Origin of the sequence: Bacillus haimaensis (assembly GCF_048270625.1) — a bacterium.
Classification (GTDB): Bacteria; Bacillota; Bacilli; order Bacillales; family Bacillaceae_I; genus Sutcliffiella_A; species Sutcliffiella_A haimaensis.
This window is the reverse complement of the sequence record NZ_CP158164.1, coordinates 732,872-747,454: the sequence shown is the minus strand read 5'-3', so window position 1 is coordinate 747,454 and position 14,583 is coordinate 732,872. Positions and strand designations below refer to the sequence as shown.

Below are 14,583 nucleotides of genomic sequence, written 5' to 3'. Positions count from 1 at the left end.
ACCTACTCTTGGAGGGCGACACGTAGAATCTCTTCGGTCGTGGTAAGCCCCTTCTTTACTTTTATCAAACCGTCATCAATCAAAAAGACGGTATCCTGTTCATATGCGTACTCCCTTAATCGCGAGATTGGTTCGTTGTTCATGATCATCTTTTTCATCTGATCGTTGATGACAAGCAGTTCATGGATGGCGATACGACCTTTATAGCCTGTCATATTGCACGTGCCACAGCCTTTTCCTCGCATCACCTTTTCAATCTCCAGGCCGCGCTTTGCAAATATCTCTTTCTCTCTTACAGTCGGATCCTCCGGTTTGGCACAGTCACGGCATACTTTTCTTACAAGACGCTGTGCAAGCACACCATTAATGGAGGACCCTACAAGGAACGGCTCCACCTTCATATCTACCAGTCTTGTAATGGTACTGATTGCGTCATTGGTATGGAGGGTACTCAGAACAAGATGACCCGTCAAGGAAGCACGAATGGCAATCTCAGCGGTTTCCCGGTCACGTATCTCCCCGACCATGATGACATTCGGATCCTGACGAAGAATGGCACGAAGCCCTTTTGCAAAAGTCATTCCAACATTCGTATTAACCTGGATCTGATTGATGCCTTCCAATTGATATTCCACAGGATCCTCGACAGTAATAATGTTTACTTCTTCACTGTTGAGATGGTTCAGCGCCGCATACAAAGTGGACGATTTTCCTGACCCTGTAGGACCGGTAATGAGGATGATCCCCGTCGGTTTATGGATGAGGTCTGTAAAGCGTTCGTAGTTCTTTTCATTAAATCCAAGCTGAGTGATATCATTTAACGCACTGCTCATATCCAATATCCGCATCACGATTTTTTCGCCAAAAACGGTAGGAAGCGAGGAAACACGGACATCCACTGGATGAAAGTCCACGTTCGTCTTGATTCTTCCATCCTGTGGAACACGGTGCTCGGTGATATCCATCTTTCCTAGAATCTTGATGCGTGCAATAAGGACATTTTGGGTATGCTTCGGCAGGACTCTTTCTGTCCGAAGGACCCCGTCAATACGATATCTAACGACCACTTTTGTTTCTTGTGGATCGATATGGATATCACTTGCCCGCTGTTGGACAGCGTTTTGCAATAGTTGATTTACCAATCTTACAATTGGTGAATCCTCTTCGGTAATTCGCTCATCCTCCACCTTGACCTGCACATTCGGTTCAAAGCCTTCCAATAGCTCATCCATGGAATCGGACGTTTCATAATATTTATTGATGGATCGTAAAATATCGTCTTTTGTGGCAATGACCGGTTCAATCTCAAAACCTGTTGATAGCCTCAGGTCATCCATGGCGAAGAAATCCATCGGGTCTGACATGGCAACAAACAGCCGATCATGTTCCTTTTTTAATGGAATTAAGATATTCCGTTTTGCAAACTCTTGGGACACGATATGCATCAGCTTTTCATCAAAAGGATAGCGGAATAAGCTTACATGCGGAATACCCAGTTGGAATTCCAATACTTCAATAAGCTGCTGTTCCGTGATGAAACCTTTTTGGAGCAGAACATCCCCAAGCTTCTGTTCACGTGTTTTCTCCTTCAGAGCACTTTTCAACTGACTCTCGGTAATAATCCCTGCTTCGACCAATAAGTCTCCAAGTCTCTTTCTTGTCTGCACCATATGTTTCACCTTTTCATTTCTTATTTCCCAGTGTTATCCGTTCCAGAACCTGGCTTGTTGCCTGAATCGTTATCATTTTCATTATTGTTATTGTTGTCTGTATTTGTGTTACCGGAGTCGTTGTTCTCCCCATTATTTGAGGTGTTTCCACCTGTGTTGTTAGAGTTTCCGTTTGTATCACCCGTGTTCGTTCCGCCAGTATTAGTAACGCCTGTGTTTGAGCCATCAGTATTGTTGGATCCTGAATTATTGGTGTTCCCTGGTGTCGTTCCTGAATTTGTATCTGTATCTGTACCAGGGTTCGTTGCAACTGTATTTCTTATCAGACTATGTTGTTCAATTCTGTGAATTGGTGGATAGAAGTCTTCACTATACGATACCGTCTCCACTACCGCTCCAGAGGCATCTTTAGCTACACGTTGAAGCTTTACAAACACCCCGTCCTTGCCTTCCTCTTTGACCTTCTTTTGATTATTCAAAAGAGAAGCCAAATATTGAACAATCGTTTTAGGAGAATAGGATTCATTATTTTCTTCTTCAATGCTGAATACATAAGGCAAGGCGGGCCCGTTCAACGTTCCAAGCACGGTAGAAGAATCGATGGAAAAAGTAACAGTAAAATCGTTATTATTAGGGTTCTCTATCACTAGGTCCATCTTGCCACTTTCCATCCTCGCCTCATAACCCGCTACTGCCCACTCAGGCAATTCAGAAGAAATATGTCTTTCCAAAACGGTAAAGTTAGTCGAAGCGGAAAGCTGATAGATCATGGAAGCAACGATGCTGGAAGCCTCATCCGATAAAGTGACATTTTCCTTTAGCAGCCAATCATGGACAGAGAAGGCTTGCCCGGCCAAAAGAGTCACTTCTTTGTTTGACAGACCTTCCTTAATTTCGTCTAAAACTTTTTTATCAGACACCTTAAGAATGGAATCAATCGAGGTTTTCTCCACTAACGAATCATCCAACAGATAATCCGCAATGGAGAAATTTTGATTTCCCCCTTTTAGCATGGTGGCAACTTCTATCAAATCATTTAAGAGTCTTTCAGAATCCAAAGCTGCAAAAATATCTGGACTATTTGTTAAAGCCTCTATTTCAGCCAATAGGATACTAGATTCCAATTCTACATTTAAGGAATTGGCCGTGGAATCTTGCGCATAATCAACGGATTCAGGAATATAGAAAACAAAATGGTCCTTATCAAAAGGTCTTAGTTCCCCGGACCATTCCAAAAAAATGGTTCCATCAGTAAGCCATGCATCTTTGGCGGCTTCTAATTTTTCCACAACTTCTTCTTTTAACTTGTTGCTTACCTCTTCATTGGCAATAAGCGTCTGCTCGGAAAATGCACTTTTGTGCGGCAGCCAATTGTCCGTGATCATGTTGGCGACAAAAGAAAATGTAAATATAAAAGCTGTACAAACAAGCAATGCAAGCAATGTCTTCAAACTTTGCATACTTTCACCCCCCATTAAACTCCTATCACTTTTTCTCTGTAATCTGATCGGAGAGATCTTCTAATACCAGTTTTCTTCTATGTATATCCTTTTGTTCATAAGCTTCTGATTCAGGAATTGTATTATTCTGTTTGATGAATCTTGCTGGTCTTGTAGTTCCTTCATTAGTTGAAGTATTCCTTAGGAATAAATGTTGTCGTTGAAGTAATAGAGCAGTGAGTAGCAGAAGTAGAATCATTAAAATGATACTGTGCCAGATTGTTAAAGTGTTCAGTACAAATATACCTGTAATGGAGATAAATAATGACAATATCGGGATTAACCACTTACCCTTGGAGGTGAATTTCATCCTGACAAGAAAAAATAATGGCAACAATAATGCTGTAGCCAAGACAGCAAAAACGTAGTTCCCCAAAATTACACCACTTTTCTTTATATTTTTACAAAATTTGTAGAACGAAGTAGACTATTGTTATTGTATAATAAACATAGGTATTTTGAAATAGGAGATTACAAGATGAAACAAATTATTGAAAAAAATGGTGGATTTACCTTAATTGAAGTGTTAGTGTCCATGACAATTTTCTCCATCATCCTTCTCGGCATGATGACCTTCTTCACCAACGGACTTTCCTATGTAAAAGAAAATGAATCGAAAACAGTGGCAACTCAGGTAGCACGCAATGTCATGAATTATATGGAGAAGCAGGATTATCAAGTCATGGAAGGCTACCTTACAAAGTCCCTACAGCTAGAATCCTCTACAAGTGATGGCTCTCCCTACTACATACATCTTAATCGAACACATTGCAACATAACAGAAGATCTTCAGGTTAAGCCGTTCCCAACCGCATCTGACAGGAGAGAATGGAAGGGCATCTCCATTTTCAAAGATCCTTCCCAATGCGAATCCATCCTTGCATCCAAGATAAACAATTCCATGTTCAATGAAAACAATGTCAACGTCTATATCATGAAATACAATGACAAGCAGCACCTTTCCGGTTTAGCCAGTCTAATAGAAAGCAATGATCCTGCTATCGATCTTCCAGCATCCATTACCGATGTGATACTTCAGTGGAAGAACAATCCGCCCTCAAACCAATCTGAATCCGTGGATAATCATCTGTTAAGGGTCTTTGTAGTCGTGGATTGGAAGGATAAGAGAGAGGAAGTTTTGATACAAGGAGTTATTTCCCATGAATCTATTCGTTAAGATTTTAAAGGATGAAAGAGGTATTTCACTTTACGAGCTATTAGCGGTTCTTGCAATCAGCAGCATCATCATGAGCTCCATGTATGGTGCCTTCATTATGGGAATCAATCTTTATAAAAAAATCGGAATTGAAGCCCAGATGCGTGATGAAGCCGATATCATGGTGGCCTCGTTATTGAACGATCTTAACAGTATCGAGCCTGATGCCATATCAGTTTCTCCTCTGAAAGAGTTGAGTCTTTATACTGTAAGCCCGGAAGTATACAAGGATTATTTGACTATTGAAAGTGATCTGTTGAAAATAGCTTCTCCAAGTGCTGTACCACAAGGAAAATTTTATATAAAAGAAAGAGCAGCAAGCGCAGGTTCCTCCATTAAGAAGTACGATCTTTTTAAATACCAGGACGGAGAGGAAATCAGGATAAATGATGGTGCATTTTTTCTGCAGCCGATTGATGACTCTACACCAATCATGACCTTTACCTGTTCCCAAAACTCTGTTCAAGCCACTACAGGGGATACGATCTGCAGTTCAGGAACAATCAATACCCATTTCAAAATCAGTCATGGCGAATATTCCGCCCCATCCAACCGCCTTTACGTGGAACCGATGGAATTCCATAGTGAATTTGGATATTAGAGAGGTAATTATAATGAATCAAAAAGGGTCCACCCTTCTATTAGTACTTATTATTTCTACTGTATTTATGATCCTTGGTTTAAGTATTTTAACGATGGCTTTAAACGGAAGCTCCAGAACACAGCAACGCAGTGAGGCCTTCGGAACGATGTACAAAGGGAAGGAAGAGCTGGAGTTCATTGTTGCCACTTTTAAAGGAGAAGTGGAAGACCCTCTAAAAGTCAAGCTGAGCTATGAGCTAACAATGGATTCCTACAATAATTCGTTGCTGGGGATAGTGGACGAGTTGAAGGTATCCTATCCTGAATTAACTGTTACAGACCAGACTCCAATTTTCATTCCAAATCAACTGGAAAGGGATCAGTCTTTTACCAGAATCTTTGAATTTTCCTTACCAGCGGAATCCAACACTTATAGTAAAGAAGTGAAGAAACGGGTTATTCTGACCCCTGCTCCGAGTTTTCTGGATTATGCCTTGGGGTCTTATGGGCAGGACGAGTCGGAAGGAAACTTGGACCTTAATGGTTCTTCCAATATTAAAGGAAGCATTATTGCAAACAAGCTGTTTGTGAAGAACTCCGCAAATTTCAAGGATAAGCTGGGCGACAGAATAACAGGAACAAACTATCCGGGAATCCTGGGAGATGTCTTTGTACAGAATGAGCTTGCCCTGTATAACTATCCAGCAGCGGATCCTATTGAAAAAACCAGTGTAAATAATGTTAAAAACATAAATAATTTACAGAACTACTTCTATCTGGACTCCCGACCATCTTTTCAACGCTTGAATGAAGAGTTTGTCGAGGTTCAATTTGATCAATCTTTTCTTTTTAAATTTAATGAACAGTTGAATGTAAGCAAAAAGTTTGTTCTGAATGATTTTCAAGATGAAGCTCAGCTTATCAAAGATTTGAATAAGGAACTTAGTTTTACTGTAAACAATGGGGATATTGACCGGTTGGGGGTTCTGAAGCTGGATAAAGTGGATTTTTCAAAACCGATCGTTTCAAAGGAATCCTTACAAATGATGAGCAGTGACCAGGCTATCACATTTGAGCATGATATTGTCGTGACCGATGACCTGACAATTACCTCCATCAACAATAACCCGATTACATTGAATGGGGATATCGTGGTGGTAGGCGATCTCGAGTTCAATGCCTATAACGTTCCAATCTATCATAGAGGGACTATTACTGTTCTCGGCAATCTGAGGATAAACGGAAACGATGTCCTGTTCGATAATACCGACAATAATACTGTTTATTTTGACAGTACCATCTATAACTGGAAGGAAAGCTTCATTTCCAATATCAACATCAAGGGACGAGATGATAAACAGCTGGTACTGCTTTCAAGGGATAATATTACCATTACGAGGATAAATGATTTGTATTCATACACCAATCAATTTGAAAATAGTAGCTCCTTGGAAGAAATCATGTCCGATTCATTTCTGAACAATACTATTTCTCCCCTTGATGCTTATTTCTATACAGAGAAGAAAGCGGAGTTATACGGTGTCGGATCCCTTTTCTACATTAATGGAGGAGTCTTCGCAAAAGAATCCCTGGAAGTGAACGCTGTAAGAGGGAATATCGGGGAAGTGGACGAAGTATTGTCCATTCCGGATGCACTGACTCAAAACGGAAGGAAAACCCGTTTTCAGGTGATCCACGACCCGAACGTATTATTGGATCAATTATCGAGGCTGCCGTTATCGGAAAAACTTCGCGTCATCGTGGATGAAACGACTATTCAATAAAAAAATCCCGCTGCATTGGCAGCGGGATTTTTTTATGTTTACCAACGATATTCATCGGTTTCTTCATCATCTTCATCTTTCGGATTATGCTGGACTACAATGTTGGTTACGGCAACAATGTTCCCATCCTTGGAAGTAGCGGATAATTGGACATGCCCTTTGGAAAGGGTAGTCACTACACCATTTTCATCCACCCTCATCATTTCTTCGTTATTACTTTTCCAAGTAACTTCTTTATTCGTTGCATTGGAAGGATTGAAAATCAATTCTTCATACATGTTAACCATTGAACCTTCCTTGATTGGATAGTTTGTCTTCTTAAACGAAAGACCGGTCAACGGATAAACTCGATCTGTTACCTTAATAGTAACAAGTGCACGGGCGGAAGAATCAGGTTCTGCCATTACAGAGAGGGTTGCATCCCCAGCTTTTAAGGCAACAACTTTGTTACCTTCTAGTTTAATTATGTCACTACCTTCGACTAGAAGCCATTTATGGCTCTTATTTTTGCCTGAAGGATCCTGAATCTTGACATTGAAACTGCTAAGCTGCTTTTCGTCGCCTACCGTCAAGTTAAGCGTACTCGGAGAAACGGTTAATCCTACATCATAGGTATCAAATTCGATAGCTGGGAATGGAAATCTATTATTCCCGATGGTCACATTTGAATTCGTTAAATTAAACTTCTTGTTAGCTTGTTTAGGAGTTACTTTCGCACGGAAAATTATTTCATCTAGTATATACTTATTGCCAGTTTTTTTGGAGTAATTCAGTTTTCCGAAATCTATGGTAACCACTGTTTCGCCATTACTTTTTTTATGGTAATTTACAGCTTTGGGGCTGTCCAATATTTCCACTTCAAGACCTGCCGGTAAGGTTTCTGAGAATGTCAGGTTATTATTTGATGAAATTTCATAAGGAAGTGTTAACCCATCCTTTAAATAATAACCTTTGAATTTCCCACATACATCCCCATTTTTTAAATAAAGATCAAATAAACCGATACTTTTGAACTCGTATTCCCTTTTATTCTTTTTCCCGTCAATTTCAACAACCGGAATCCTCAGGTTAAGGTTCTGACCTGTTTCCTCCAAATATTCTACACTACCTTCAACCCATTTAGTTCTTCCATTACCATGACTACCTGACCATGGTCCAAGTCTGTCAGGCAAGTTATTCAAAGAGTCGATTGTATATGTATCTTTAACACCTGAAATCATCAAATTTTGAAAAGAGGGTTTACCATTCTTCGTTTCTGGAAAATCGATTGTAACTGTGGAGTCAAACTCATATTCCCTGCCAACCTCAAAGCCTCTATCCGTTATCCCTATTGGTTTAAGACCACTCACTCCAGAGTTGTTGTTTAAAGGTACAATGTCAGATGGTATTATGGAATAGTTTATGATAAACGGCTCGTTCACTTTTTTCATGCCGCTTTCCGCTAATGATCTGCTTACCGTAAAATCAAAATCACTCTCACTCGGGTTAAACTGGGACTGTGCACCGGTTGAAACACTAACAACTGCTATCAGCAATACAACAGTAATGATGGTTAATAATTTCTTCATTGGTCCTCCCCACATCCCGCCGTTATGTAAAAGTTTGTCTGTCTATTAGGATGGTTCTAAGTTTTATAGGTATATAGTATCATATCATGTCTATTATATCATTTTTTTGCCAGATACATAGTTTATTTTAGGGATTTTGCTTAATTTTGTCATTTTATAACTGTATGAAAAAGAAAAACCCACCACAAAGGTGAGTTTCTATTACGACGTCTTCCTATACTCCGCCACCTTATTCCGCCCAGCCTGCTTCGCCCCTACATACATCGCACGGTCTGCATGACGGATAAGATCCAGTGTATCCTCTGCATCATCAGGTGCTGTTGCAAAGCCGATGCTGGCAGTAACTTTGACTAGCTGGACGGTATGGGAATCCCGGATGTGCTGCTTCAACGCGAAGGATCTATTGGCAAGGTTGACTCTGATTCTTTCTGCAAGCTCAAAGCATTTGCCTCTGTCCATATTTGGAAGAAGGATGACAAATTCCTCTCCACCGTATCTCGCAACAGTGCCAATTTCCCCCACGATCCCTACAAGCCGGTCTGCCACTTGCTTCAGTATTTCATTGCCGCTTTGATGGCCGTATATATCATTGATCTTTTTGAAATGGTCAAGGTCCAGGAGAATGAGTGATAAAGAGGAAAGCTCCCCTTTGTCCAAGCTGGCATACTCTTTTTCCAGTACACTTTCAAAATAGCGGTAATTGTATAGCTTCGTCAGGGCACAACGTTCGCTTCTATTCTTTGTTTCCTGATAATGGCGCGCCTTTTCCATCGCTACCCCAAAGTACGAGGCGAGTATATCGGCAATCATCAGCTGGGATTTATCATACGACCTTTTTGTGGTGCTTGCCAGAACGACGATTCCCTCAATCTTTTGATTTCGAGATACCGGGACGCACATGACACTTTGAAGGGAAGGATGCAGATGGGTGTTGGAAAAATGCTTCCATTCCTTTCTCGTAAGATAGCATTGGCTTTTTCCACGTTTTAATATATAGGACAAAAGTTCCTCATTATCTATATTCATTTCGGTATTGACTGCCACAAAATTCTGATTGTCGATTACACGGAGGATTTTCAAGGTGCTTTCCCCATTCACATCAACAATGGCAGCATAGTCCACAGGAAACAAGGTGGAGACCTTGTCCAGGAATACATCCAGCACCCCTTGTGTATCAAGGCGTTCAGTCAGCTGATGTCCCACACCTGCTGCCTGCTGGAGGTACTTGTTCACCTTCTGGCTGGAATGGTAGAGCTGCAGGATCATCGTCAATACGACAAATGGCAGGCCTACATAGAAAATGGCTACGATTCCTAACTGCTCATACAGCACATAAAGAATCAGTCCAACCGGCAACACAATAATACTGGTTACCGCTTCCCACTTAGTGTCAGGGGTGATAAAACTGCTTTTCCTTTTATAGATGGATACTTGAATCATATACAAAGCAATGGAGTTCAATGTGAAATACATCAATTCATGGGAAAGGATCGGTACGATGACACCTGGCTGCAGTAGTCTTGTGTCCCCATGTCCTCCGCCAAGTGCGTAATAAACAGAACCGCAAATAAGAGAGATCGTGGAAAACATCAACAGATTGATAGGTATTCTAATCAGGTTATCCTTGCTAACCCGTATTTTTAACATCAGCGCGATGACGGATATCAGCGTAAGGACCATTTCTGCAAAAAGGCCAAAGGATAGTAGAATTGCCAGAGATACACCCTGAGTCAGAAACAGCGGTACCTCACCTACAACAATCGGGATGAGGGCAAGTATGATCAGCAATATTGCAAACCCTACGAGATGAAGTAAGGGCATTTCCTCTATAGCTATAGGAGAAAGCTGATATCCTATCCAAAGGATCAAAGGAAAAAACAAAAAGAAGCATGTCCAAATTGCTGCTTTCATCGTCCCACTTACTGCATGAGGTGCCATACTAACCCCTCCCTTCCTACCTAAATTTTCAAAAAATAATGCAATAACGTAATTTTATCAAATTTTCTAAACTTTGTCACAACAAAAATAGGATAATTCTCCCTTAATTTCATTACCCGTTTTCTGTGAAATAAGTCCTTACTTCTGAAATAAAATACAAGGACCCTGTAATGAGCAGTAAATCGTCCTTACCAAGCTCAGAAAGGATGGATTGCAAAGCATTTTTCCATGATTCAATAGCCCTTTTGACAGGGTGGTTACTTTTTCCAACAAGAAATTCCGCATCCGCTGCCCGCGGGAAATCAAAGGAAGTAAAAGTGATGGTATCGGCGACTTCATCCAACAGGCTGATCATTTCATCCAAAGGTTTGTCGGATAATGCCGTGAACAGGATATGAACATGTTTATCCTTGTATCGACCCTTTACCGTTTCAGTGAGCTTTTCTATTCCTTCTTTATTATGTGCTCCATCCAGCACCACAAGTGGGTCCTGTGAGATCTCTTCCATTCTTCCAGCCCAGAACGCCTTTTCCAAGCCCTGGCGGATGTGCTCCTCTTCTATAAAGAAGGAATAATAGTTTTTCACATACTCACATGCCATGACTGCAAGTGAAGCATTATCCACCTGATGCCGCCCTTTCATTGAAAGCATGAGGTTTTCCATGTATCCAAAAGGAGTGTGAAGTGAAAAGCTTTCTCCTTGTACGGTTGCTTCATAGTTGCTAATTTTCAGCTCTTGCGATAGCTGATACAGACGAGCTTTTTTCTCTTTTGCAACTACCCCAATAACTCCTCTTGCTTCTTCCTGAGAAACCGCTGTTATCACTGGTACGCCATGTTTGATGATGCCAGCTTTTTCAAAAGCAATCTCGGTCAAACTGTCCCCAAGGATCGCTTGATGGTCATGACCGATGTTGGTGATGACGGATACGAGCGGGGTGATGATATTTGTTGAATCGAATCTACCGCCAAGACCTGTTTCATATACGGCGATGTCCACTTCTGCCATATGCCTGAAATAATAGAAGGACATTGCTGTAATCACTTCGAATTCGGTGGGGCTTCCAAGCTCATGGTTTTCCATTTCATCTGCCAAAGGCTTGATCAGATTTACAAGCTTCACCAGGTCTTCGTTTGCAAATGGTATCCCATCGACACTGATTCTTTCATTAAATTGTTCGATATAAGGAGAGGTGAAAGTACCCACCCTGTAGCCTGCCTCTTGAAGAATATGACGAATATAGGTGACCGTGGAGCCTTTGCCATTTGTACCTGCAACGTGTATCGTTTTAAATTTCCGTTCAGGATGACCGAGCTTTTCCATCATCCATTCCATTCTTTTTATGCCGGGCTTGATTCCAAAGCGCAATCGCGAATGGACCCAATCTAACGCTTCTTCATATGTATGGATCATCATAACGTTCCTTTCTGGCGGTTTATTTCTAAAGGAAAGACGAACCCGATACGGATTCGCCTTCACTTTTACATTCTTAGCCCTTCAGTTCATCAATGCGAGCCTGAACAGCCTCTCGTTTTTCCACATAATCCTTTTCTTTCGCTTTCTCCTCTTCAATCACGCTCTCTGGAGCCTTCGCGATAAAGCCTTGGTTGGAAAGCTTCTTCTGTACACGTTCCACTTCTTTATCAAGCTTCGCAAGCTCTTTTTGGAGACGGGCGATTTCTTCTTCGATGTTGATGAGGCCCTGTAACGGAAGAATTAGTTCTGCTCCTGTCACAACTGCTGTCATTGCTTTTTCGTCCAAGGAAACGTTTGTACCGATTGTCAGTTCACTTGGGTTACAGAAGCGCTCCAAGTAGGAACGGTTCTGTTCCAGCTTGCCTGCAATTTCTTCCGTTTTCGCTTTAACAAGCAATTTAACCTGCTTGCTCATCGGCGTGTTCACTTCGGCACGAACGTTACGAACGCTTCGTATGATATCAACAAGAAGGCGCATATCCGCTGCTGCTTCTTTGTCTGTCAAGTCCGTGCGAACCTCCGGCCATTTTGCAACCGTGATGGATTCACCCTCGTGAGGAAGCTGCTGCCAGATCTCCTCTGTGATGAATGGCATGAATGGATGTAACAGGCGCATCGTGTTATCCAACACGTAAGCCAAGATAGAACGAGTTGTCTTCTTCGCCGCTTCGTCTTCGCCATATAGCGGAAGCTTCGCCATTTCGATATACCAGTCACAGAAGTCATCCCAGATGAAGTTATAAAGGGCACGGCCCACTTCACCGAATTCATATTTATCTGCAAGCTTTGTTACGGTTTCAATCGTTTCGTTCAAGCGGGTAAGAATCCATTGGTCCGCCACTGATTTTTCACCGCTCAGGTCGATATCTTCAAACTTCATATCTCCCATGTTCATCAAGGCAAAGCGGGACGCGTTCCAGATCTTATTGGCAAAGTTCCAAGTGGACTCCACTTTTTCAAAGCTGAAGCGAAGGTCCTGACCTGGCGAGCTTCCTGTAGATAGGAAGTAGCGGAGGGAATCCGCTCCGTACTTTTCGATAACATCCATTGGATCGACACCATTGCCAAGGGATTTACTCATCTTGCGGCCCTGCTCGTCACGAACAAGTCCGTGGATCAGAACATCTTTAAATGGACGTTCGCCGGTAAACTCCAATCCTTGGAAAATCATTCGGGATACCCAGAAGAAGATGATGTCATAGCCTGTCACCAATACATCTGTCGGGTAGAAACGTTGATAGTCCGGTGATTCCGTTTCCGGCCAGCCCATTGTGGAGAAAGGCCATAGTGCGGAACTGAACCATGTATCCAATACGTCCTTATCCTGTTCCCAATTTTCGATGTCTGCCGGTGGCTCGTGGTCTACATGCACTTCGCCAGTTTCTTTATGATACCAGGCAGGAATACGGTGGCCCCACCATAGTTGACGGGAAATGCACCAGTCACGGATATTCTCCATCCAGCGCAGGTATGTGTTTTCAAAACGGTTCGGTACAAAGTTTACTTTGTCCTCCTGATTTTGAAGATCGATCGCTTTATCAGCAAGCGGCTGCATTTTAACGAACCATTGAGTGGATAGGTACGGCTCGACTACCGCTCCGCTTCTCTCACTATGTCCAACGGAGTGCATATGTTCTTCAATTTTGAAAAGAATGCCTTCCTCCTGCAGGTCTTTTACAAGCTGCTTACGGCACTCGAAGCGGTCCATGCGTGAGTATTTTCCAGCCTTGTCATTCATACTGCCATCTTCGTTCATTACTAGGATGCGCTCCAAGTTATGGCGGTTCCCGATCTCAAAGTCGTTCGGATCATGGGCTGGAGTGATCTTTACCGCACCACTACCGAATTCCATGTCTACGTAGTCGTCTGCAACGATTGGAATCTCACGGCCTGTTATCGGCAATGTTACGTTTTTGCCAATCAGGTGCTTGTAGCGCTCGTCTTCCGGGTGAACCGCTACTGCAGTATCTCCAAGCATCGTTTCAGGACGGGTTGTCGCAATTTCAATATGTCCGGACCCATCAGTCAGAGGATATCTCATATGATAGAATGCGCCCTGAACATCTTGATGAATAACCTCGATATCGGATAATGCCGTTTTCGTTGCAGGATCCCAGTTGATGATATATTCACCGCGGTAGATCAAGCCCTTTTTGTATAGCGTTACGAATACTTCACGAACTGCTTTTGATAAGCCTTCGTCCAATGTGAAGCGCTCACGGCTATAGTCAAGCCCAAGACCCAGTTTGGACCATTGCTGGCGAATGTGGTCGGCATATTCTTCTTTCCATTTCCATGTTTCTTCCACGAACTTTTCACGGCCCAGGTCATAACGGGAGATGCCTTGGCTGCGGAGCTTTTCCTCCACCTTTGCCTGTGTTGCGATACCGGCGTGGTCCATACCAGGCAGCCACAGTACGTCAAAGCCCTGCATGCGCTTCATGCGCGTCACGATATCCTGAAGTGTCGTGTCCCATGCATGCCCAAGGTGCAGTCTACCTGTAACGTTTGGCGGTGGGATAACTACCGTATAAGGTGTTTTCTCCTGGTCATTGGTCGCTTCAAAGAAACGGCCATCCAGCCAATATTGATAACGGTTTTTTTCAATTGTTTGCGGATCGTATTTAGTCGGAAGATTAACTTCTTTCATTTCCATCCTTGTTCCTCCTCATCATTTATAGAAAAATAAAGCCCTGTTAAACGCCGCTGTTGACTTCCTCACTAGGCGCAGCGACCCAAGGGGCGGTGCTTGAGCCTCCTCAGGCTTCGCCTTGCGGGGTCTCAAGCCTACCGCTATCTCCCGCAGGACAAGGAAGACTTCGGCAGCGATTCATCGCACGAAGAAAATG

10 protein-coding genes are annotated in these 14,583 nt (G+C 42.5%); 3 read left to right on the top strand and 7 right to left on the bottom strand.

The window, feature by feature from the left end:
* Positions 1–2: 2 nt before the first annotated feature.
* The 3 genes from ABN702_RS03545 to ABN702_RS03535 are packed head-to-tail and all read right to left on the bottom strand — an operon-like array spanning position 3 to position 3,545.
* Positions 3–1,670, bottom strand: coding sequence for a GspE/PulE family protein (locus tag ABN702_RS03545; protein ID WP_417899420.1), 1,668 nt, complete (start codon positions 1,668–1,670; stop codon positions 3–5).
* Between the two features lie 20 nt (positions 1,671–1,690).
* Complete coding sequence (locus ABN702_RS03540; protein ID WP_417899419.1) at positions 1,691–3,130, bottom strand: hypothetical protein; 1,440 nt, start codon at positions 3,128–3,130, stop codon at positions 1,691–1,693.
* Positions 3,131–3,155: 25 nt separating this feature from the next.
* Positions 3,156–3,545 (bottom strand): hypothetical protein, encoded by a 390-nt coding sequence (locus ABN702_RS03535; RefSeq protein WP_417899418.1) that lies wholly within the window; start codon positions 3,543–3,545, stop codon positions 3,156–3,158.
* Between the two features lie 102 nt (positions 3,546–3,647).
* Between ABN702_RS03535 and ABN702_RS03530 the strand changes: the two genes are divergently transcribed.
* Genes ABN702_RS03530 through ABN702_RS03520 form a run of 3 tightly spaced genes read left to right on the top strand, consistent with a single transcriptional unit; the run spans position 3,648 to position 6,751 of the window.
* Positions 3,648–4,346, top strand: a complete 699-nt coding sequence (locus tag ABN702_RS03530) for a type IV pilus modification PilV family protein (protein ID WP_417899417.1) — start codon at positions 3,648–3,650, stop codon at positions 4,344–4,346.
* The gene (locus ABN702_RS03525) at positions 4,330–4,986 is read left to right on the top strand and encodes a PulJ/GspJ family protein (RefSeq protein WP_417899416.1); all 657 of its coding nucleotides are present in this window, start codon (positions 4,330–4,332) and stop codon (positions 4,984–4,986) included. The genes ABN702_RS03530 and ABN702_RS03525 overlap by 17 nt, the downstream gene beginning before the upstream one ends.
* Before the next feature lie 13 nt (positions 4,987–4,999).
* Positions 5,000–6,751, top strand: a complete 1,752-nt coding sequence (locus ABN702_RS03520; RefSeq protein WP_417899415.1) for a hypothetical protein — start codon at positions 5,000–5,002, stop codon at positions 6,749–6,751.
* Between the two features lie 38 nt (positions 6,752–6,789).
* Here the strand turns inward: ABN702_RS03520 and ABN702_RS03515 are convergent, their stop codons facing one another.
* The 4 genes from ABN702_RS03515 to ABN702_RS03500 all read right to left on the bottom strand — a co-directional run bounded on the left by ABN702_RS03515 (position 6,790) and on the right by ABN702_RS03500 (position 14,390).
* Positions 6,790–8,319: an Ig-like domain-containing protein gene (locus ABN702_RS03515; protein ID WP_417899414.1), complete on the bottom strand. Its 1,530-nt coding sequence runs from the start codon at positions 8,317–8,319 to the stop codon at positions 6,790–6,792.
* A 201-nt stretch (positions 8,320–8,520) separates the two neighbouring features.
* On the bottom strand, positions 8,521–10,257 hold the full coding sequence (locus ABN702_RS03510) for a sensor domain-containing diguanylate cyclase (RefSeq protein WP_417899413.1): 1,737 nt from the start codon (positions 10,255–10,257) through the stop codon (positions 8,521–8,523).
* A 112-nt stretch (positions 10,258–10,369) separates the two neighbouring features.
* Positions 10,370–11,671 (bottom strand): bifunctional folylpolyglutamate synthase/dihydrofolate synthase, encoded by a 1,302-nt coding sequence (locus ABN702_RS03505; RefSeq protein ID WP_417900812.1) that lies wholly within the window; start codon positions 11,669–11,671, stop codon positions 10,370–10,372.
* A gap of 76 nt (positions 11,672–11,747) precedes the next feature.
* Positions 11,748–14,390, bottom strand: coding sequence for a valine--tRNA ligase (locus tag ABN702_RS03500; protein WP_417899412.1), 2,643 nt, complete (start codon positions 14,388–14,390; stop codon positions 11,748–11,750).
* Positions 14,391–14,583: the final 193 nt, after the last annotated feature.